At 66.7% G+C, this 19,886-nt stretch carries 21 protein-coding genes, 1 tRNA gene and 1 pseudogene; 8 read left to right on the top strand and 15 right to left on the bottom strand.

Translation table 11 applies throughout. From position 1 onward, the window contains the following. Positions 1 to 283 precede the first annotated feature (283 nt). From ACFXK0_RS19990 to ACFXK0_RS20000, 3 genes are all read right to left on the bottom strand, one after another. Complete coding sequence (locus tag ACFXK0_RS19990; RefSeq protein ID WP_379411994.1) at positions 284 to 1,555, bottom strand: YibE/F family protein; 1,272 nt, start codon at positions 1,553 to 1,555, stop codon at positions 284 to 286. Positions 1,556 to 2,007: 452 nt separating this feature from the next. After that, positions 2,008 to 3,255, bottom strand: a complete 1,248-nt coding sequence (locus ACFXK0_RS19995) for a pyridoxal phosphate-dependent aminotransferase (protein WP_379411995.1) — start codon at positions 3,253 to 3,255, stop codon at positions 2,008 to 2,010. 68 nt (positions 3,256 to 3,323) lie between these two features. Continuing rightward, positions 3,324 to 4,580: a helix-turn-helix domain-containing protein gene (locus tag ACFXK0_RS20000; protein WP_379411996.1), complete on the bottom strand. Its 1,257-nt coding sequence runs from the start codon at positions 4,578 to 4,580 to the stop codon at positions 3,324 to 3,326. Positions 4,581 to 4,784: 204 nt separating this feature from the next. Here ACFXK0_RS20000 and ACFXK0_RS20005 point away from each other — a divergent pair, with 204 nt between their 5' ends. Next, entirely contained in the window at positions 4,785 to 5,291 is a 507-nt protein-coding gene (locus tag ACFXK0_RS20005; RefSeq protein ID WP_379411997.1) for a hypothetical protein, read from the top strand. Here the strand turns inward: ACFXK0_RS20005 and dcd are convergent. Beyond that, positions 5,210 to 5,809 (bottom strand): dCTP deaminase, encoded by a 600-nt coding sequence (dcd, locus tag ACFXK0_RS20010; RefSeq protein ID WP_379411998.1) that lies wholly within the window; start codon positions 5,807 to 5,809, stop codon positions 5,210 to 5,212. The genes ACFXK0_RS20005 and dcd overlap by 82 nt on opposite strands. A 69-nt stretch (positions 5,810 to 5,878) precedes the next feature. Next, entirely contained in the window at positions 5,879 to 6,412 is a 534-nt protein-coding gene (locus ACFXK0_RS20015; protein WP_379411999.1) for a hypothetical protein, read from the bottom strand. Between the two features lie 259 nt (positions 6,413 to 6,671). Between ACFXK0_RS20015 and ACFXK0_RS20020 the strand changes: the two genes are divergently transcribed. After that, a tRNA-Gly gene (locus ACFXK0_RS20020) sits at positions 6,672 to 6,742 on the top strand. 138 nt (positions 6,743 to 6,880) lie between these two features. Here the strand turns inward: ACFXK0_RS20020 and ACFXK0_RS20025 are convergent. From ACFXK0_RS20025 to ACFXK0_RS20035, 3 genes are all read right to left on the bottom strand, one after another. Further along, positions 6,881 to 7,378, bottom strand: coding sequence for a flavin reductase family protein (locus tag ACFXK0_RS20025; protein WP_379412000.1), 498 nt, complete (start codon positions 7,376 to 7,378; stop codon positions 6,881 to 6,883). Then, complete coding sequence (locus ACFXK0_RS20030; RefSeq protein ID WP_379412001.1) at positions 7,371 to 7,562, bottom strand: hypothetical protein; 192 nt, start codon at positions 7,560 to 7,562, stop codon at positions 7,371 to 7,373. The genes ACFXK0_RS20025 and ACFXK0_RS20030 overlap by 8 nt, the downstream gene beginning before the upstream one ends. Positions 7,563 to 7,650: 88 nt before the next feature. Continuing rightward, a complete protein-coding gene (locus ACFXK0_RS20035) occupies positions 7,651 to 7,968 on the bottom strand; it encodes a hypothetical protein (protein WP_379412002.1) in 318 nt (105 codons plus the stop codon). 112 nt (positions 7,969 to 8,080) lie between these two features. On the opposite strand from ACFXK0_RS20035, the gene ACFXK0_RS20040 reads away from it, so the two are divergent. The 3 genes from ACFXK0_RS20040 to ACFXK0_RS20050 all read left to right on the top strand — a co-directional run bounded on the left by ACFXK0_RS20040 (position 8,081) and on the right by ACFXK0_RS20050 (position 10,951). Next, positions 8,081 to 8,830 (top strand): crotonase/enoyl-CoA hydratase family protein, encoded by a 750-nt coding sequence (locus tag ACFXK0_RS20040; protein ID WP_379412003.1) that lies wholly within the window; start codon positions 8,081 to 8,083, stop codon positions 8,828 to 8,830. A 192-nt stretch (positions 8,831 to 9,022) separates the two neighbouring features. Further along, positions 9,023 to 10,108: a DUF4185 domain-containing protein gene (locus tag ACFXK0_RS20045; protein WP_379412023.1), complete on the top strand. Its 1,086-nt coding sequence runs from the start codon at positions 9,023 to 9,025 to the stop codon at positions 10,106 to 10,108. Between the two features lie 171 nt (positions 10,109 to 10,279). Next, on the top strand, positions 10,280 to 10,951 hold the full coding sequence (locus ACFXK0_RS20050) for a class I SAM-dependent methyltransferase (RefSeq protein ID WP_379412004.1): 672 nt from the start codon (positions 10,280 to 10,282) through the stop codon (positions 10,949 to 10,951). 78 nt (positions 10,952 to 11,029) lie between these two features. On the opposite strand, the gene ACFXK0_RS20055 is transcribed toward ACFXK0_RS20050, so the two are convergent. Then, positions 11,030 to 11,623 (bottom strand): alpha/beta family hydrolase, encoded by a 594-nt coding sequence (locus tag ACFXK0_RS20055; protein WP_379412005.1) that lies wholly within the window; start codon positions 11,621 to 11,623, stop codon positions 11,030 to 11,032. A 234-nt stretch (positions 11,624 to 11,857) separates the two neighbouring features. Between ACFXK0_RS20055 and ACFXK0_RS20060 the strand changes: the two genes are divergently transcribed. Together ACFXK0_RS20060 and ACFXK0_RS20065 are read left to right on the top strand one after the other, a co-directional pair. Further along, the gene (locus ACFXK0_RS20060; RefSeq protein WP_379412006.1) at positions 11,858 to 13,693 is read left to right on the top strand and encodes an acyl-CoA dehydrogenase; all 1,836 of its coding nucleotides are present in this window, start codon (positions 11,858 to 11,860) and stop codon (positions 13,691 to 13,693) included. Between the two features lie 233 nt (positions 13,694 to 13,926). Then, complete coding sequence (locus ACFXK0_RS20065; RefSeq protein ID WP_379412007.1) at positions 13,927 to 14,640, top strand: helix-turn-helix domain-containing protein; 714 nt, start codon at positions 13,927 to 13,929, stop codon at positions 14,638 to 14,640. A gap of 231 nt (positions 14,641 to 14,871) precedes the next feature. Here ACFXK0_RS20065 and ACFXK0_RS20070 read toward each other — a convergent pair whose 3' ends face one another. After that, a complete protein-coding gene (locus tag ACFXK0_RS20070; RefSeq protein ID WP_379412008.1) occupies positions 14,872 to 15,216 on the bottom strand; it encodes a hypothetical protein in 345 nt (114 codons plus the stop codon). Positions 15,217 to 15,527: 311 nt separating this feature from the next. Then, the gene (locus ACFXK0_RS20075) at positions 15,528 to 16,508 is read right to left on the bottom strand and encodes a GlxA family transcriptional regulator (RefSeq protein ID WP_379412009.1); all 981 of its coding nucleotides are present in this window, start codon (positions 16,506 to 16,508) and stop codon (positions 15,528 to 15,530) included. Between the two features lie 72 nt (positions 16,509 to 16,580). On the opposite strand from ACFXK0_RS20075, the gene ACFXK0_RS20080 reads away from it, so the two are divergent. Beyond that, on the top strand, positions 16,581 to 17,159 hold the full coding sequence (locus ACFXK0_RS20080; protein ID WP_379412010.1) for a cysteine hydrolase family protein: 579 nt from the start codon (positions 16,581 to 16,583) through the stop codon (positions 17,157 to 17,159). On the opposite strand, the gene ACFXK0_RS20085 is transcribed toward ACFXK0_RS20080, so the two are convergent. The 4 genes and pseudogenes from ACFXK0_RS20085 to ACFXK0_RS20100 all read right to left on the bottom strand — a co-directional run. Continuing rightward, entirely contained in the window at positions 17,104 to 18,498 is a 1,395-nt protein-coding gene (locus tag ACFXK0_RS20085) for a hypothetical protein (RefSeq protein WP_379412011.1), read from the bottom strand. The two genes, ACFXK0_RS20080 and ACFXK0_RS20085, sit on opposite strands and share 56 nt — an antisense overlap. Next, positions 18,498 to 18,740: a hypothetical protein gene (locus tag ACFXK0_RS20090; protein WP_379412012.1), complete on the bottom strand. Its 243-nt coding sequence runs from the start codon at positions 18,738 to 18,740 to the stop codon at positions 18,498 to 18,500. Before ACFXK0_RS20090 ends, ACFXK0_RS20085 begins: the two co-directional genes overlap by 1 nt. Positions 18,741 to 18,934: 194 nt before the next feature. Then, the gene (locus ACFXK0_RS20095) at positions 18,935 to 19,720 is read right to left on the bottom strand and encodes an N-acetylmuramoyl-L-alanine amidase (RefSeq protein WP_379412013.1); all 786 of its coding nucleotides are present in this window, start codon (positions 19,718 to 19,720) and stop codon (positions 18,935 to 18,937) included. A 22-nt stretch (positions 19,721 to 19,742) separates the two neighbouring features. Next, a pseudogene (locus tag ACFXK0_RS20100) lies at positions 19,743 to 19,886 on the bottom strand (IS5/IS1182 family transposase); the annotation flags it as partial.

Below are 19,886 nucleotides of genomic sequence, written 5' to 3' on the forward strand. Positions count from 1 at the left end.
GGCCGGCTACCCCAGACCAGTCACCCACAGGCCGGCTACCCCAGACCAGTCACCCACAGGCCGGCTACCCCAGACCAGTCACCCACAGGCCGGCTGCCCCAGGCCAGTCACCCACAGGCCAATCGCCCCACTGGCGCGCCACCCCAAGCCTGTCACCCAGCAGGCCGACAACCTCAGGGCAGTCACCCCAGCCAGCCACCCCGCCAGCCAGTCGCCCCGCCGGCCAGTACCTCCCAGGCCGGTCACCCCCACAGGCCCCGGCCTGTCACCCGAAGACCAGTAATCAGTGCCGTGCGTGCCGGGCGCGCTGGGGGGCGACCTCGGGCTTGTCGCCGCCGAACGGGCGGGCCAGTAGTACGGCGATGCCGGTGGTCAGCGGCACCGACAGGGCCAGCGCGATACCGCCGACTGAGGAGCGGGCGATTTCGATGGCTACCGCGTCGCCGGTGAGTACATCGGTGATCGAGCGGCCGGCGACGCTGAACAGCAGGAGCAGCGGGAGTGCGCCGCCGGCGTAGGCGAGTACCAGGGTGTAGACGGTGCTGGCGATGTGGTCGCGGCCGACGCGCATGGCGGCGGTGAAGATCTCGCGCCGCGACGCGCCTTCGTCGAGTGCGGCGAGTTCGAAGGCTGCAGAGGCCTGGGTGATGGTGACGTCGTTGAGGACGCCGAGGGAGCCGATGATGAACCCGGCCAGCAGCAGTCCGGTGATGCTGACGTGCTCGAGATAGGTGGCCACGTTGGTGTTCTGTTCTTCGGACAGGCCCGTGAGATTGGTGATTTCCAGGGTGATCCAGGACAGCGCGGCCGCCACCAGCATGGACGCGAGCGTGCCGAGCAGCGCCGAGCTGGTGCGCAGGTTCACCCCGTGCGCCAGGTACAGCACCACGTAGAGGATCAGCGCACCGGAGACGAGCGCGACCGGGATGGCGGGTTTGCCGTCGAGCAGCGCGGGCAGCAGGAAGATCACCACCACCCCGAAGGCGAAGCAGAGTCCGACCAGCGCCCGGAAGCCGCGCCAGCGCGCGACGATGCAGATGACGACGACGAAGGCGAGCACGATCAGCGTCAGCGGGAGTCCGCGCGAGTAGTCCTCGAACGCGTACATGGTGGTCCCGCTGGGGTCTTCGGCCCGCACGATCCGGATTTCGTCACCGGCCCGCAGATCCGGCTGCCCGGGCCCCGGCGCGATCTCGAACAGCGTCTTGCTCCCCTTGTCCGGCCCCGACCGGATCTCGATGATGCTGCGCTGACACTCGTAGGCCGCCACCCGCGGCGGCACCGGCGTATCGGTGAACACCTTCCCCTGCGAGGGACTCCCGCAGGCCCCGATGTCCTGCAACACCACGGTCCCCGCCTCGGTGTGCACCGCCTCCCCGGACACCGTCTGCATCGGCAACGGAATCTCGACATGCTGCGCGGCCGGCCACAGAATCACCGTGGCCACCAGCACCACCACCCCGATAACAGCCAGCAGCCCGACAACGACCTTGGCAGCCGTAGCCCCGATAGCAATGGGCCCCGAATGATCGTGGTGGTGATGATGATCGCTCACGCCCAAAACCTTAAAGGATGTCGTTTTCAAGAACGACTCCACAGATCCCGCAAGAACATGGGTAACTCACCGGGAACGGGCTAACCCACCCACCAGCCTCACCGCCGGCCGCAATACAAAACCTCCCCGCGCCTGAGTCTGGCCCAGAATCGCGGGGAGGCGGACGAGTGGGGGCGGCGGAGAGCAGGGGGATGTCTCCGCCGCCCGCAGGCAGGCGCCCAGGGGGGTAGGCGCGCGTACCTGAGGCTCTCGGTTGTCCAGGGGGGGTAGACAACCGGGCCGGGCGCCGTAGCGCCGAGGACTACTGTACACAAAAGTTGGACATTTGCACTAGTAAGTCTTCAAAACCTTGCCGATTCCGAACCCGAAGTCTGTTTTGGTCGATCTATCTAGATGTCCAGGTTGCCCAGACCCCGCAAAACTCACAGGTCAAAGCCCTGACAGGTGAGCCCCTACTGTCGGTAACTGGACAGGAAGTTGCCGAATCTCTCGATCGCCACGGACAGATCGCGCGCCCACGGCAGCGTCACGATCCGCAGATGATCGTTGGCCGGCCAGTTGAACCCGGTGCCCTGCACCATCAGGATCTTCTCCTGCAACAGCAGATCGAGCACCAGCTTCCCGTCGTCGTGGATCTCGTGCACATTCGGATCCAGACGCGGGAAGGCGTAGAGCGCGCCGCGCGGCTTCACACACGACACACCCGGGATCATGTTCAGCCGCCCATAGGCCACATCGCGCTGCTCGAGCAGCCTGCCGCCGGGCAGGATCAGGTCCTCGATGCTCTGGTAGCCACCCAGGGCCACCTGGATGGCGTGCTGGGCGGGCACGTTCGGGCACAGCCGGGTCGAGGCGAGCAGGTCGATGCCCTCGAGGAAACCGGCGGCATGGTCCTTGGGACCGGTGATGGCCAGCCAGCCCGAGCGGTAGCCCGCCACCCGGTAGGCCTTGGACAGGCCGTTGAAGGTCAGGCAGAGCAGGTCGGGCGCGAGCGAGGCCAGCGAGATGTGCTTGGCGTCGTCGTAGAGGATCTTGTCGTAGATCTCGTCGGCCAGCAGCAGCAACCGGTGCTTGCGCGCCAGGTCGACGAGCTGCTGGAGCACCTCCGCCGAGTACACCGCACCTGTCGGGTTGTTCGGGTTGATCACCAGCAGCGCCTTGGTCTTGGCGGTGATCTTCGATTCGATATCGGCGATATCGGGCTGCCAGCCATTGCCCTCATCGCACAGGTAGTGCACCGGAGTACCACCGGCGAGGCTGGTCATGGCCGTCCACAGCGGGTAGTCCGGCGCCGGGATCAGCACCTCGTCGCCGTTGTCGAGCAGCGCCTGCATGGTGATGGTGATCAGCTCGGAGACGCCGTTGCCCAGGTAGATGTCGTCGACATCGAGCTCGGGGAAGCCGGGCACCAGCTCGTAGCGGGTGACGATCGCGCGCCGCGCCGACAGGATGCCCTTGGACTCGGAGTACCCCTGGGCGACCGGCAGCGCGGCGATCATGTCGCGCATGATCACATCGGGCGCCTCGAAACCGAACGGCGCCGGATTGCCGATATTGAGCTTGAGGATGCGATGCCCCTCGGCCTCGAGCCGGGCCGCGTGCGCGTGTACCGGTCCACGGATCTCGTAGAGCACGTTCTGCAGCTTGGTCGACTGCTCGAGAACGCGCGGCGGCACATGCGGCGACTGGTTGGGGCTCACTCATCCCATGTTAGAAGCAGGGTCCACTGGTTATGGCCCCGGCGTATTCAGGTGTCGCGTTCCGCCCGCTATGGGCGGGTGGGCGGGGCCGCGGTCGCGACGCAGAACTCCTCGATCCGCTCGTCCAGGCCGCGCGCCTCGACGGCGTCGCGGTAGCTCGGGGCGGCGATGCGGCGGCGCAGACCGGTGAGACGTTCGCCGAGCTGGGCGATGCGGCGGTCCTCGGGGAGGTCGAGGACCGGGCGCAGGGCGTCGGCGGCGCCGTCGATGCTGCCGTTGATGAGGTGCGCGGCGGCATTGTCGACGCGGGCCAGCGATTCGGCACCGTAGGAGCGCTGGAGCGGCGGGCCGCCGGTGTAGAGGGTGATGGCCAGTTCGGTGGCGGCCAGCGCCTGCTCGGCGCGGCCCAGCTGGATGCAGGTGGCGCCCGCGTAGTAGGCCGCCTTGGCGGGGCCGAAGCCGAACACGCCGCCGATCTCGTCGTGCAGTTCGTCGCTGCGATCGCTGACGGCGGTCTCGGCCGCGCGCAGGCAGCGATCGGTCTCGGCATCGCTGCCCAGCCGCGCCCACACCCTGGCCTCGATATTGAGCAATCGCACCCGCGGCAGTCCGGGCGCGGCGAATTCCTGCCCGCTCCTGGCCAATTGGACCGCGTTGCGCGGCCGGTCCGACCAGTTCTCGATCAGCGCGTGCATGCCGCGGGTCCACGCGCGCAACCCGTTGTGCCCGCTCAGTTCCGCGTAAGCCCAAGCGGCCCTGATCTGTTCGCCCGCCGCGTCGAGATAGCCGAGATCGGTGCTCGCGTTCGCCAACAGTCCCGACAGGGTGCCCGCCAGTAAGTACAGATGACTGGTGTCGACCGGCTTCTGCTGCCCGTCGAGTAGTCGGTACACCCGCCGCCGCACCCGCAGCATCTCCACCATCATGGGTGCCGGTGCGGCATGGACGTATTCGTTGGCGATACGTCGCACGTCGGCGTCGAGCTGGGCCAACGTGGTCGCACCGACATTGGTGCTCTCCGCGGCGGCCGCGTGCTCACTGGCCTCGTGCGCAGCCGCCATGATCAACTCCTTCTCCGACATCACCTCGGGCACTGCGCCTTTGGACACGCCGGCGTCGACGAATGCGAGCAGGTCGGCATCGGCGCCCGCGGGCGCCAGCAGGGTCGAGAAGCGTGCGCGCACAACGTCGTCGGAGCGAGCCAGCGACGTATCGAGCGCGGCCTGATTCACCGGCCGGGGACGCACCCGCGCCCCGCCCGCCTCCCACTTCGACACCAGACGTTCGTGCACGCCGAGATGAGCCGCGAACTCCCGGATGCTCATTCGCTTGGCATCGCGGAGAGCACGAGCTTCTCTCCCTGTCCACTCCCCGACCACGGCGTCACCTCATCCGAACGGACAACTTTCTCCAGAGTACGAGCGAGACAGTGAGACACGCCACAAGTTTCCGGAATCGGTTGTCTGAGGCAGTGAAAGGGCGGTGCGGGGCAGTGGTCGCGCGCGGGTACGCGCGCGCATGCTGAAAGCGTGGAAGCCAGAACTGTCGATGACTGGGTGAGCTGCTACCAGCGCGAATTCGGGCTACCCGTGCGCGAGCGTGGCGGCTTCGTGATGCTGCCGATCACCGATCGGCTCTGTGTGGTGCACCTGCCGACCGCGCGCGCCGAGAAAGTGTTCGCCATCCTGCGCGAACAGCGCGTGGCCGGGCCGGTGCTCGCGCGCCAGATCCGCTGGAGCCTGCTCGCCGAACCCGATGCCAGGCCGGCGCCGGAGATGGCCGCCGAACTGTCCGGCCTCGATATCGACATCCCCGGCACCGGCAGCGCGGTCATGCTGCCGACCAGCCTGGGCCGGTGGAGCCGCGAGGGCTGTCACTGGGTGCGCCCGCCGACCCGTGACGACGTGCTGCCGCCGCTGTCGCAGCTGCTGCGGCTCGCCCTGGAAGTGGGGCCTCAGCGGGTTTCGACGGCGCTGAGCGAGGCGTCGGGCAACGGGAAGTTGAGATACGAACGCGACGGCGTCGGCCCACGCTGACCCTGGTACTTCGAGCCCGCCGCGGCACTGCCGTACGGGTGCTCGGCCGGGCTGCTCAGCCGGATCAGGCACAGCTGGCCGATCTTCATCCCCGGCCACAGCGTGATCGGCAGGTTCGCCACGTTCGACAATTCCAGCGTGATGTGCCCACTGAACCCCGGGTCGATGAACCCGGCGGTCGAATGGGTGAGCAGCCCGAGCCTGCCCAGGCTGGACTTGCCCTCCAGCCGCCCGGCCAGATCGTCGGGCAGCGTGCACACCTCGAGAGTCGACCCGAGCACGAACTCACCCGGATGCAGCACGAACGGTTCGCCCGGCTTCGGTTCGACCAGGCTGGTCAGCTCGTCCTGCTGGAGCGCCGGATCGATGTGGGTGTAGCGACTGTTGTCGAACACGCGGAACAGCCCGTCGAGCCGTACGTCGATACTCGACGGCTGAACCATCGACTCGAGCATCGGTTCGACACCGAGCCGCCCCGCGGCGATCTCGGCTCTGATGTCACGATCGGAGAGCAGCACGCGCCCAGTCTAGGCAGGCGATGCCGCTGGTAGGCCGCCCCCACCCCCGGGCGGCCGCCACGCGCCGGCCTACTGGGTCGGGCCGCCGTCGCCGCTCGGGGCGGGCGCCGAGGTCTCCGGGTCACCGCCGCCGTGATTGGGATTGGTGCAGATCGTCCCCTCACAGGGCACCTGCGAACCGTCGCCGTTCGGGTTCGGCATCATGCTCGTCGGAGCGGGAGTCGGGTCGCCGCCGCCGTGATTGGGATTGGTGCAGATCGTTCCTTCACACGGCACCCAGGTCCCGTCCCCGTTCGGATTCGGCATCATGCTCGTCGAGGTGGGATCGCCGCCGCCGTGGTTCGGATTCGTGCAGATCGTGCCCTCACACGGCACCCAGGTCCCGTCCCCGTTCGGATTCGGCATCATGCTCGGCCCCGGCTGGGTCGTGTGCACATGGCCCGGCTCACCGTGCCCCTCGTCGTGCGCCGTGGTGGTAGTCGTCGCGCTGGTTGTCGTCGAGGTCGTACTCGTTGTCTCCGTCGTCGACCCGGAATCGTCGGAGCACCCCGCCCCCAGCACCGCCAGCGCCGCGATCACCGAAACGAACACCACACGCTTCATCGAGTCAGCCTTTCCTCGTCCGGACGAGGCGACCCCAGCACACCGGGTGCGAACCATCGAACCGGGAAACTGTCGCGCCGCGGAACCCACGGCAGGCCCGGTTCCCGCACGCCGGAAGATCGATCCGACCACGAAGACCCGGTATCCGCACTCTAGATCGGATTTGCCGACCGATAGCGGAAATCCACCCCACCGCGCCGAGAGTTGACCGCCATCACCGGCCGTCTGATAGAGTCGCGAACGCGCTCACCAGCGCACTGCCGATGTAGTTCAATGGTAGAACTTCTGCTTCCCAAGCAGACAGCGCGGGTTCGATTCCCGTCATCGGCTCTGTTCCGCCTCTCCGCGTATTTTGGCCAGACCTAGACGCGGGGAGTTTTTTTGTGGGCGGCCGGCGGTGGGCTACTTGGTTTCTTCAGCCCGTGCCCGGTGAGTTACCCATGTTCTCGCGAGATCAGGCGGGCGGGGTCAGCCTGCGTGCAGGGTGCGGAATTTGCTGGCGTGGAAGACGAGGGGGTCGGCGTCTTCGCGGGCGGCTATGCGGTGCACGCGGAGGATGACGACGAGGTGGTCGCCGGCGGGGACGTGGGTTTCCGGGACGCCTTCGATCCAGGCGGTGGCGCCGTCGATGAGGACCGCTTCGCCGGTGCCGCGGTGTAGGGCGGTTCCGCGGAAGCGGTCGCCGTCGCGGGCGCCGAGGGCCTTGGCGGCGGCTTGCTGGTCGGTGCCGAGCAGGCTCAGGCCCAGGTGGCTCGCGCCGGCCAGTTTCGGCCAGGTCGACGAGGAGTTCTGGACGCAGAACGAGACCAGTGGCGGGTCGAGGGAGACGGGGACGAAGGTGCTCACCGCCAAACCGTGTGGGGTGCCGTCGATCTCGGCGCACACCGCGACGACCCCGCTGGGGAAGTTGGCGAAGGCGCGGCGCAGGCCGTTGCCGTCGGCGGGAAAGTCGAGGAGTTCACGCATGATTCACTTCCGCGGGTAGATCGGTGAGGGCAGCGACGACCGGCGCCAAGCGGCGCGCGTAGGTCTCGATGGCGCCGCCCTCGGCGTAGGTCTGGTCGGCGAGGTAGCACAGTGTCCGTGCCACCCGCACGGCCGACGAGGGGGCGATCCCGCTGCCCAGCCGTGGCCCCGGCTGCGCGGTCATGGCGGGTCCGGCTCGTTCGGGCGCTTCCAGTACATCACCGGCGCGGTGGCCCGACGAGGGTTTGAATCGGCGCGATCGATACGCGCGGTCAGCCGCCCAGCTGCACGCAGTCCGCGGCGATCTTCGACTGCGCGGCGCTGACCTTGGCGGTGTCGTCCTCGCCGAGCAGGTCGGCCGGATCGCCTGCCTTCTCGTCGGAGACCATCACCCGCAGCCCGTCCTGCGACATCCCTGACTCGAGGAAGACCTTCGCCGCGCAGTCGGCCAGCGCCTGGTTCTTCAAGCCCTTGTCCTGCAATGACTTCGACAGTTCAGCCTGGGTCACCGCCGGGGCGTCGTCGCCGCTTCCGCAGGCTGCCAGCAGTGGCATGGCGATCAACGCCGCGGCGACAAAACAGATCCGCACTCTCGAGTCCTCTCGATCGGCCCGCATCGGCCGATGCGCGGCCGTGTGGATCATGCCGCACCATCGGCCGGAGTGCCAGACCACGTAACTGACTCCTGAGTAAGATAGCTGCATGGGAGACCACATCACCGTGCGCTTCGACAGCGATCGCGCATATATCGCCTTGAACCGGCCCAGCAAACACAACGGCCTCACCGTGGAAATGCTGCGTGACCTCATTTCGGTGGCCCGAAAAGTAGACCAGCACAAGGCAACCCGCGCGGTCATCGTCACCGGAAACGGGCCGAGTTTCTGTAGCGGACTCGATATCGCGGCGGCCACCCGCAATCCACTCGCTATCGTCACCGAGTTCCTGCCCCGGCCGTGGCGCGGCACCAACACCTTCCAGGAAGCCTGCTGGGCCTGGCGCCGCCTGGACGTGCCGGTGATCGCCGCGGTCCACGGCCGCTGCTACGGCGGCGGCCTCCAGCTCGCCCTGGCCGCCGACGTCCGCATCGCCACCCCCGACGCCGAGTTCTCGGTGATGGAGACGGCGCACGGCCTGATACCGGACATGTCGGGCACATCATCGTTGTCGCAGCTCATCGGCATCGACCAGGCCCTGTTGCTGACCATGACCGCCGACCCCGTCGATGCCGCGCACGCGCACCGGATCGGCCTGATCACCGAGGTCGCCGCCGACCCGCTCGCCGCCGCCGAGGCCATCGCCGACCGGATCGCCGCACGCGATCGCCACGCCGTCGCCGCCGCCAAACGCCTCTTCGACCGCTCCTGGCAACGGAATTCCCGCGCGAGCTTCGCCGCCGAGCGCGCGGCCCAATTGCCATTGTTGCTGCGTAAGGCACTTCCGCGTAGCGACTGACAAGCTATCGCCGGTTTCCCGGTATCGACTCACAAGGTAGATGTGCCAGACGTCACGCGAATCGCCTGTTAGCATCGCTGCGATTCGCCAACCAGTCGAAATGTGGTACGTGACACAGGTATGCCTGCGGCGTGCGAAGGTTTCGGCGCGACCCGGAGGCTGTCGACGATCGTGATCAAGACCGGTTCCATCATGCTGTCAGCGCTCGCGGGGGCGACGGCCCTGCTGGTGAGCGGGGCGAGTCCCGCCGTGGCAAATCCGAACGCGATCAACCCGATTCCGGTGCTCAACGGCACCCACGGCCTACCCGTTCTGCACGGCCGCACCCAGGCGGTTTTCCAGGTCACGGGCATGGCGAGCCCGAACAACACCCAGAACTACAACGTCCTCGGCACCGACCTGGGCATCATGTGGGACAACGGGCGCGGCGAAATGCTCACCGCCTTCGGCGACACCGCGGGCATCGGTTTCCCCAACCTGCTCGCAGGCAGCACCTGGGCCTGGCGGTCCAACATCCTGGTCCGCAGCCACAGCAAGAACCCGGCCAACGGCGTGTACTTCGACAGCGTGGTGCGCGATGTCGTCGGCCAGGCGCGCGACCTCATCCCCAGTCCGAAGATCCCGTTCCTGGAGATCAGCCGCATCCCCACCGCGGGCATCTCGGCCAACGGCGTGCAGTACATGTCGCTGATGTCGGTGAAGACCTGGGACGCCCCCGGCGAATGGACCACCAACTTCTCCGGCCTGGCCGCCTCCGCCGACAACGGCGAGACCTGGGCCGACCTCGGCCACACCCGCCGTCCCGACGAGGGCGGCAACGCAAACTTCCAGATGAACGCCTTCCTGAAAGACGGCGGCTTCATCTACGAATACGGCACTCGCTCCGGCCGCAACAACGACGCCTTCGTCGCCCGCGTCCCCGAGGCCGAGATCGAGAACCTCGCCGCCTACGAATACTGGGACGGCAGCGGCTGGAAGCTCAACGACGTGAACGCCGCGGCCCCGATCATGGGCGGCGTCGGCGAACTGTCGGTGATGTACAACGAGTACCTCGGCCAGTTCATCTCCCTCACCACCGACCCGTTCAACTCGGTGGTCATGCGCCGCGCGTCCTCGCCGGAAGGTCCGTGGAGCGCGCCGGAAGTCCTGATCGACGCCCGCGAACTGCCCACCGCCTACGCACCGTCGATCTTCCCCTACCAAACCGGCCGCGACCTCTACTTCATGACAACCATCCACTCCCAGTACAACGTGGTCCTGATGCGAACCACGCTTTGACATAAGCGGCTGGCGCCGCAGTTCTCGGCCCTTAACCGCCGCCTCTTCCCTCCCTCCGGTCAGTCCAGAGACGACGGGCGGGCCGAGAACAGGGATATCGGCGGGGTCGGTGTCCAGGTGCGCGGGCCGAGAACGGCGTGGGCGGTGGGGGTGGGTCCTACACTCGGACTCATGGACGCGGCGGAATGGGATGCGCGATATGCGCGTAGTGAGCTGGTTTGGGGCGCACCGCCGAACAGTGTTGTCGTCGAACATGTCTACGGGCTCGACCGGCGGATCACGCTGATCCCCGACGAACCCGGCGGCACCCCACCCGAACTCCCCCGCGCGTTGGACCTGGCCTGCGGCGAAGGCAGGCACGCGCTCTGGCTCGCCACCCACGGCTGGCAGGTCACCGCGGTCGACTTCTCCCAGGTCGGCATCGACAAGGGCCGCACCGTCGCCGCCCGGCTGTCCCGCTCGGTGCGCAACCGCGTGCACTGGCAGACCGCCGACATCACCGAACTCGCCGCCGCCGACATCACCGGCCCGTTCGAACTGATCCTCATGGTCTTCGTCCACCTGCCCGTCGACCAGCGCGGCACCCTGCTGCGCGAACTCGCCGGCCTGCTCTCCCCCGGCGGCGTGCTCCTGGTCCTCGGCCACGACACCCGCAACCTGGCCGACGGCTACGGCGGCCCCCAGGACCCCGCCATCCTGTTCACCCCCCAGGACATCGTCGCCGAACTCGACCGCACCGACATCACCGTCCGCATCGCCCACGAAGTCCTGCGCCCCACCGAAGGCCCCGACGCCATCGACGCCCTCGTCGTCGCCGAACGCCCCCTTCCGGAACCCTCCTGATTTCAAGATCACCAGGCCATGACGTAGAAACCTTCTCGGCCGTTGCCTACGCCATGGCCTAGTGATCAACCGACCAGCTCAGCGCCAGCGCGCGAACCAGGTGGCGGCGGTCTGGGCGATGGTGTCGAAGCCGGTACGGAAGGCGTGGGCCTGCTTCGGGATGACCACCACCTCGGCGGCGTCGGCCGGATCGGGCACTCCGAACGGGTCGCTGCCGCCGTTGACGACAACGACCTCGATGTCGCCGGTCGCCAACAGCTCGTCGCGGCGGGTCTTCTCCGGCTTGCCGGGGGGATGAAGCGGGAACGACAGGGCGATCACGCCGCGCGCGCCCACCTCTACAGCGGTCCGGCAGGCGACACGGGCGCCGTTGCTGCGGCCGCCCTGAACGAGCGGCAAACCGGGAAAACGCGCGCGCAGGACGGCCACGAGCTCGAGCCAGGCCTCGTCCTGCTTGTCCGCGTTGCCCGGCGCGCGGCGGCCTGCGACGCGGTACGGCTGTATCACCCGGGCCACCGTCGCACCGGCTTCGAGCGCTGAATCCCGCACCGCGAGCAGGTCTTTCGCCTCGACTCCGCCACCGGCGCCGTGGGTGAGCACGAGCAGGAAGGCCGGTTCGGCGACCTCGTCGAGCTCGATCTCGGCCGGTCCCGCTGACGTCTGGATGCGCACACCTCACGGTAGCCCCGCGCCGGCGGCGAGCAACGTCTCCGCAGCCGTGCGTGTTTTTCACGTCACATTGCCGTCAGCCCCTTTGCCGTGGGCATTACCCACCGGTAATATGGTCAATAAGTTACCCGCGAGTAGCATGCGGAAAACCGGTAAGGCTACCCGGTGGACGTCACAACGGGCGGGAACGGCGCACAACCGACCGCACCAGAACTCAATGGAGAGTGAGTACTCAACATGGGCCATTACAAGGCAAACGTCCGCGACCTCGAGTTCAACCTCTTCGAGGTCCTCGGCATCGACAAGCTGCTGGACGCGGGCACCTTCGGTGATCTCGACACCGACACCGTCAAGGAGATGCTCTCCGAGGTCCGCCGCCTGGCCGAAGGCCCGCTGGCCGACTCGTTCGCCGACGCGGACCGCAACCCGCCCGTGTTCGACCCGAACACCCATACCGTGTCCATCCCGGAGTCGTTCAAGAAGTCCTACAAGGCGCTCGAGGACGGCGAATGGGCCAAGGTCGGCGTGGTCGAGGAACTGGGCGGCCTGAACGCTCCCTCCGCCATCACCTGGGCCCTGTCGGAGATGGTGCTCGGCGCCAACCCGCCGATCCAGATGTACGCCGCGGGCGCCGGCTTCGCCCAGGTGTTCTTCAACAACGGCACCGACGAGCAGAAGGGCTGGGCCGCCAAGATCGCCCAGCGCAACTGGGGCGCCACCATGGTGCTGACCGAGCCGGACGCCGGTTCCGATGTCGGCGCCGGTCGCACCAAGGCGATCAAGCAGGACGACGGCACCTGGCACATCGAGGGTGTGAAGCGCTTCATCACCTCGGGTGACTCCGACGACATGTTCGAGAACATCATGCACCTGGTGCTGGCTCGCCCCGAGGGCGCAGGCCCGGGCACCAAGGGTCTGTCGCTGTTCTACGTGCCGAAGACCCACTTCGACTTCGAGACCGAGACCCTCGGCGATCGCAACGGCGTGTTCGTCACCAACGTCGAGCACAAGATGGGCATCAAGGCCTCGGCCACCTGTGAGGTCACCTTCGGCGGCCACGGCGTGCCCGCCAAGGGCTGGCTGGTCGGCGAGGTGCACAACGGCATCGCGCAGATGTTCGACGTCATCGAGAACGCCCGCATGATGGTCGGCACCAAGGCCATCGCGACCCTGTCGACCGGTTACCTGAACGCGCTGGAGTACGCCAAGACCCGCGTCCAGGGTGCCGACCTCACCCAGATGACCGACAAGTCCGCGCCTCGCGTGACCATCACCCACCACCCGGACGTGCGTCGTTCGCTGGCCACCCAGAAGGCTTACGCCGAGGGCCTGCGCGCGATCTACCTCTACACCGCCGCGCACCAGAACCCGGAGATCGCCGAGGCTGTCTCGGGTGCGGACAAGGACGTCGCGTTCCGCGTGAACGACCTGCTGCTGCCGATCGTCAAGGGTGTCGGCTCCGAGCGCGCCTACCAGTACCTGACCGATTCGCTGCAGACCTTCGGTGGCTCCGGCTTCCTGCAGGACTACCCGATCGAGCAGTACATCCGCGACGCCAAGATCGACTCGCTCTACGAGGGCACCACCGCCATCCAGGCGCAGGACTTCTTCTTCCGCAAGATCGCCCGCGACCGCGGTGTGGCCCTGGCCCACGTGGCAGGCCAGATCCAGAAGTTCATCGACGCCGACTCGGCCAACGAGCGCATCAAGGGTGAGCGCAAGCTGCTCGCCACCGCGCTCGAGGACGTGCAGACCATGGCCGCCACCCTGACCGGCCACCTGATGGGCGCCCAGGAGCAGCCGACCGAGCTGTACAAGGTCGGCCTGGGTTCGGTCCGTTTCCTGATGGCGGTCGGCGACCTGTTCATCGGCTGGCAGCTGCTGCAGCAGGCCGAGATCGCCCTCGCGGCCCTGGACAACGGCGCCACCGGCTCCGACGTCGCCTTCTACACCGGCAAGGTCGCCTCGGCGCAGTTCTTCGCCCGCAACGTCCTGCCGGAGCTGACCGCGACCCGCGCCATCCTGGCCAACCTGGACAACGACATCATGGACCTGGACGAAGCCGCCTTCTAGGCTGTTCCGCCTCTCCGCGTATTTTGGCCGGACTCAGGTGAGTCTGCTGCCGGGTACGCGGCCGGCGGGGAGGTGCGTGGGGAGTTAGCCGGTTCCCGGTGAGTTACCCATGTTCTCGCGAGATCAGGTGAACGGCCCGGAGTTTCGACTCCGGGCCGTTTGTCGTTTCTTGGTGATCTTCCGGGCGTACCCTGGGTTCTACCGTCGGTCGGGGTGAGGCTCGGGGGTGCAGGATGGGTGACAGTACGGCGCTCAGTGTGTATTTGCGGGAGCGGCGGATGGCGGCTGGGCTGGCGCGGTCGGAGCTGGCGATGCGGGCGCAGATGGCACCGCTGCTGATCAGCCAGATCGAGTCGGGCACGCTGGTGCCCAATCCCGCTATGCTGCAGCGACTTTTCGACAGTCTCGAAGTACCGCTCTGGTATCGCAAGCACATTCTGGTGCTCGGTCTGCCCGCGGTCGACTCCGGGCCGGTGCCCGCGACACCGACCGCCGAGGACCTGTCCGACCTGGCCAGCCTCACCCATCCGGCCTGCTACCTGCGCTTCCCCACGCTGGATATGCTCGCCGCCAACGGCGACTACCAGCGCCTGTTCCCTGGCCTCGGCGCCGGAGTCAACATGCTGGAGTGGATGTTCCTGAACCCTGCGGCGAAGAAGGCCCACCTCGACTGGGCGAACGAAGCGGCGTTGATGGTGCACGCGTTCCGGATGCTCGCGCCGCTGGCGTCCTCGCAGCGAGTCAGCGCGATCACCGAGGCGTGCAGTGTCTCGCCCGACTGGGATCCGGTGTGGGCGGCCGAGATCAGCGCGCAGGACGTCGCCCGCAGATACCTGCGGGTCCGCGAACGCAGCACCGGGCTGGAACGCCGCATGCTGCTGCGCATCTACGATCCCGCCTTCCCCACCCGGCCCTGGTGGCTCTACCGCCTCATTCCTACGCGATAACGGCTGCTTGCGACTGGACGTCGCCGACGTCCGCTCCGACCTGGTGGCACACCGACGCCTGGTACCTCTAGCTCACCGAGCTCGGACTCACCACCCGTTGACAGCGAAATCCGCCCGCGCAGTGTCGAAATCCCACTGCGCGGACGGACAACGACGCGGCGCCCGCCGGTGCGGCCGGCGGGCACCGGGCGGCGCGTGGCTCGGTCGCGGAGCCCGCGCCACGTTCAGGTGCTACTCGGCCGCGTCGCCCGAACCGCTGGTCAGCTGGGCCAGCAGCGCGGCCAGATCCAGCCCTTCCAACGACCCGGCAGCGGGCTCCTCGGCCACCGGCTCGGCTTCGGCGGAACCACTGCTCAGCAGCGCGAGCAGTGCCTCCAGATCCAGCCCTTCGAGCGAACCGGCCGCGGGCTCTTCGGCCACCGTGGCCGGCTCCTCCGCCGTCCCACTACCCAGCCCGGCCAGGATCGCATCGGCCGAGCCCGTGCTGGGCTCCTCCGCGAACGCCGCCCCGGCACCGAGCACCGAAATGCTCGCGGCCGCCGCCATCGCCACACCGAAGACACGAATCTTGCTCATTGTGAACCCCTCATCGTTCAGATTTGCCACGAAGTTCCGTCGCACAAGATGTCTAACAACAAGGCGATACCCGTGGCAGACCGAGAAAAGGGGGCAAGACAGGCCCGGTCAAGAACCAGAACCACTCACCAGCAACCGCATAACCCCGGTCAAACCCGACAACATAGTCGTAACCACCCACACAGGCCACTGCAGTTCATCCACGCCGCTACACCCCAAACCCTCTGCCGCTCAACTCAACACCCATACCCTACGAACCAGTCAGCGCCTCGGTCTCGCTGCCCCGCCCGGTGATCAGGCCAACCCGTGGCCTATCCGATCCGGAAGCGATTCCGGTACTCGGCCGGCGTGGTATCGAGCGTGCGGCGAAATGCCCGGGCGAGGGTGTCGACGGTATTGAACCCACACGCGGTGGCGATCCGCTGCAATGTCTCGTCGGTCGACTCCAGCCGATGCCGTGCCGCCTCGACACGCGCGGATTCGACGTAGGCGGCCGGCGTCATTCCCAATTCGGTGCGAAAGACCCGGGTGAGCTGGCGCTCGCCGACGTGCGCGTGCGCGGCCAGCTCGGCGATCGTGAGCGGCTCGGCGAGATGGGCGGCGATGTAGTGGCGCAGGTCGTCTATCCGCCGTGTGGTCGACACCGGATCGAGCGAAACACTGAACTGGCTCTGCCCGCTCGGCCGCTTCAGATACATCACGAGCTGCCTGGCCACCCGCAGCGCGGGCTCGTCGCCGAAATCCTCGGCCACCAGCGCCAAGGTGAGATCCAGGCAGGCGGTGAGCCCGGCCCCGGTCCACACATTTCCCGCGCGGATGTAGATCGGGTCGGCATCGACCTCGACCCGGGGATGCTCCGCCGCGAGTTGCCGGGCGGTCGACCAATGCGTGGTCGCGCGCTTACCGTCGAGGAGCCCCGCCGCCGCGAGCACATGCGCCCCGACGCAGACCGACGCCACCCGCCGCGCGCGGCCCGCCATCGCGGACACCGCCACCACCACGCCGGGCTCGACGACCGCCCGCACCCGGCCGGAGGCGTCGACCTCCACCGCTCCGGGCACCACGACCGTATCGATCGGCCGCCCGGCCAGTTCCTCGAAGGTGATATCGGGCAGCACCCGCACCCCCGCCGAGGTGGTCACCGGATCCATCGTGGCCGAGGCCAGCACCACCTGGTACCCGGTCGGCTCGCCCATCTCCCGCCGCAACAGCGAGAACACCTCCGGCGGCCCCGTCACATCGAGCAGGTCGACCCGGTCGAACAGCACGATCACCACCAGCCGATCCACCATTCCACCTCCATGTCCGAATCTGCAGGTTACATGACATTGCCGACATCACCGCGCCTGCCTAGCGTGGGAGCCATGACCTCCACGACCCTGCGCCAGCTCAACGGCTTCGACGAAACCCCCGCCACCCTGGCCGACTCAACCCTGATCCTCATCGACTACCAGAACACCTACACCCAGGGCGTCATGGAACTCACCGGCTGGCAACCCGCTCTCGATTCCGCCGCCGAACTACTCACCGCGGCAAGGGAATCCGGCGCGACAGTCATCCATGTCATCAACGACGGCGGCAAGGACACCCCCTACGACATCACCGCCGACATCGGCCGCATCCACCCCGCCGTAGCCCCCACGCCCGACGAAAAGGTAGTCGTCAAAACCGTCCCCAACGCCTTCGTCGGCACCGACCTCGGCGACCTCGTCGACGCCGCGGGCAACGAATCGGTCGTGATCGCCGGCTTCATGACCCACATGTGCGTCACCTTCACCACCGAAGGCGCCTTCCTCCGCGGCAACAAACCCACCGTCGTCGCCAACGCCTGCGCCACCCGCCCCCTGGGCGAAGTCTCCGCCACCCAACTCCACGCCGGCGCCCTCGCTACACTCGCGGACGTCTACGCCGTCGTCGTCCCGACCAGCGCGGACCTGCACTGAGCACAGCCCGGTCATTCACCAGCCACTCTTCGGGCGACTTCCTGACCATAAAATCCGGGTTCTTCTTACCAGAAAGTCCATTGTCGGTCGGCCGCGCGTCAACCCGCCAACCCATATCCTCCAGCAGCTCGGCCGCAGCTCTCTCATTCAGATCCATCGCCGAGCTGGGATCATGCACTCCTGGCGCGAAGTCATCTCCAAGCGCACCGTGCTCGAATGCGGGATCCTGGAGTTTTGGAGGCTGCTTTTTCGGCTTTCGCCAGGGAAGGAAATCAAGGAGGTCATCGAAAGCGCTTTTGACTCTATTTCCGAGTGCCCCCACCTCTGCAAGCAACGGCTTTCCCAGCTTGAGGAAGATCTTGGCCGCGGCAGTGCCTAGACTCTTTATCAGAAACAGATCACTGATCGCTAAAAGCGCATTGATCGTGCCCCAGACCCACCGTCCGTTCTGGAAATCATTTATCGCTTGCCGTGCCGACCCCCACACCGGGATAAGGCTCTCCAGGAAGCCTGGTTCCCCAATCGATCGCTCGGTTTCTGGCGCGGGATCAGCGGCCGGATCTTGAGTAGTTTCAGGCGCCTCTACTTCCGGCACCATGTCCGAGTAGCCTGGCGATACTGATCCCGGTGGGGTAGTTGAGGGAGCAACCTGGCGATTCAGGTCATCGTACGGCGACGTTGTTTCCGGATTATTTTGCTGGGCTTGCTGGTGCTCTGGGTAGTCCGGAAGGGTTGGGTCGGGCAACGTATGTTCCGAAGGAACCTGCTCTGGATCCCCATGCGGATATCGTTCGTCCCAGTCACCCTCGTCGTCGTACTGGATTCTCGGCTCACCGGTCTCGGTGCCTGGTTGCATTCCCTCGGGCCCAACGTCGGCTCCATTTCTCGGTGACGAGTTTCCCGGCCCACGGCCAGGATCATCGCTGCCGCCGTCCGGACCACCTGGAGGTTGATCCGGAACGATGTTGTAAGGCAACGTCATGTTGCCGTCCTCGTTTGGCTTGGTCGGCTCGTGATGGTATCCGGGTGGGATATTCGAATCGGGCACTTCCGGCATATTGTCACCCGGAAATTCATCCGATGGCGTGACAATCCCTGGATCGATACTGGCGATTTCAACCAATTCCCGAGAGGCGGAATTCCCAGTTTCCAGCGCCCTGACTGTATCGAGTCGCTGAATCTTCCGAGCAGCCGACGCTGGAGTCATCCCGAAATAGTCGTAGGTACGTTGTTGGGATATGTTGCCGGAATTCCTGACTGCCTGCGGATTCAGGCTGATGGACTGAAGCCACGCGTATCGCTCCGCAGTAAATACATAGGTTTGTGCATTCAGGGACATCAGTGGTCGCTACCAGGTCTGTTGCTCCGCCGTGTGCATCTGATTCCCACCTGCAACTGATCAATGGGCGCAGCGCAGGCATCAGTCTGCGTGGCGACCTTGGATTCCAGGCCCCGCGGATGGGATACGGTCCACCGACCATTCATTGCTTGGCAAACCTCGTTATGGTCGAGGCTGTTGGGAACGAACTCTGGCGACAGCGCTTCGGTGGAGCCGAAGTCAGCCGAACCGATGATTTCCATGCCGGACATTGTGTTGTGCCTCCCGAGCTTGGGCATGAGAAGAGCCCGGTCCTTCGGGCCGGACGTAGGCGGTTGGTGTGGCGCAGTTGAGGCAGTAAAGCCCCGTGCTCGTCAGATGCCGAGCAGTGGCAGGACTACCGGCGCGAGCAGCAGTGCCAGCTCGAGCAGCTGGAGAAGGACGGGAAGCATGGGATTCACCCCCTTTCCTGGAGTGCGGGTGGGGTGGCTTCGAGGGCCTTGAGGCGGTCCAGGATGTCGGCCAGGGCGTCGACGACGGTCATGCCGTCGAGCTGGTCCCAGCCGCCGTACATGCCCACATCGCGCTGCTGGCTACCGCACAGCTGTTCTCGGATGTCTTTGACGTCGGTGCTGATCGGGCCGCAGAAAGCGGTGATGAAATCCTGGATCTGGGTGACTTCGGATGCGCTCATCGGGGCGTCCTCTCCGTCGATGAATGCCTGTACCTCGGAACGGAATTCGTCCATGTCGATACCGGCGGGGTCGATTTTTCCTTCGCTCGAGTACTCGCGATGGGCCACGCAGTCCTCGGCGGAGCGGCCGATCCGGGCCAGGATGGCCGCGCAGCCGCGCTTGTAGGCGTCGAGTTGGGCTGGGGTCCAGTCGGTTCCGTCGCCACGGGAAACGGCTTCGATGCCGATCACGTGGTAGTTGGCGTTGTTGGTGGGCCAGCCGGGCCAGGAGCCGCGGCCCGCGTGCCAGCAGACGCCGGCGGCGATCACGCGGAAGGTGCCGTCGCGTTCGAGGACCAGCTGGGCCAACGGGCCGGGCAGGTCGACACGGCCGTTCTGGACGATGCGCCAGTCGTTGGCGCCGCCACCGGCGGTGTGGTGGCACAACACGCCGCGAATGTCACGGAAGTCGCCGTGACCGCGGTCGCGCCAGCCGTCGTGTTCGATCACGTCGAGGCCGGCCTCGCGCAGCACGTCGGCCAGCCATACCGGGTCTCCGGTCCAGCTCATGAGGTTCTCCTAAGAGCTCCTATCAAGTTCGATTGCTGAGGCGTCGCCAACAGATCAGTGCCGCACCAAGGTTCATGAACCCGTAGTGGATGTCGGTACGACGTTCCCATCGGATGGCCAAGCGACGGTACTGATGGAGCAAGGCGATGGTTTGCTCCACGATCCA

Source organism: Nocardia sp. NPDC059177, from assembly GCF_042755165.1.
In the GTDB taxonomy this organism is placed as follows: domain Bacteria; phylum Actinomycetota; class Actinomycetes; order Mycobacteriales; family Mycobacteriaceae; genus Nocardia.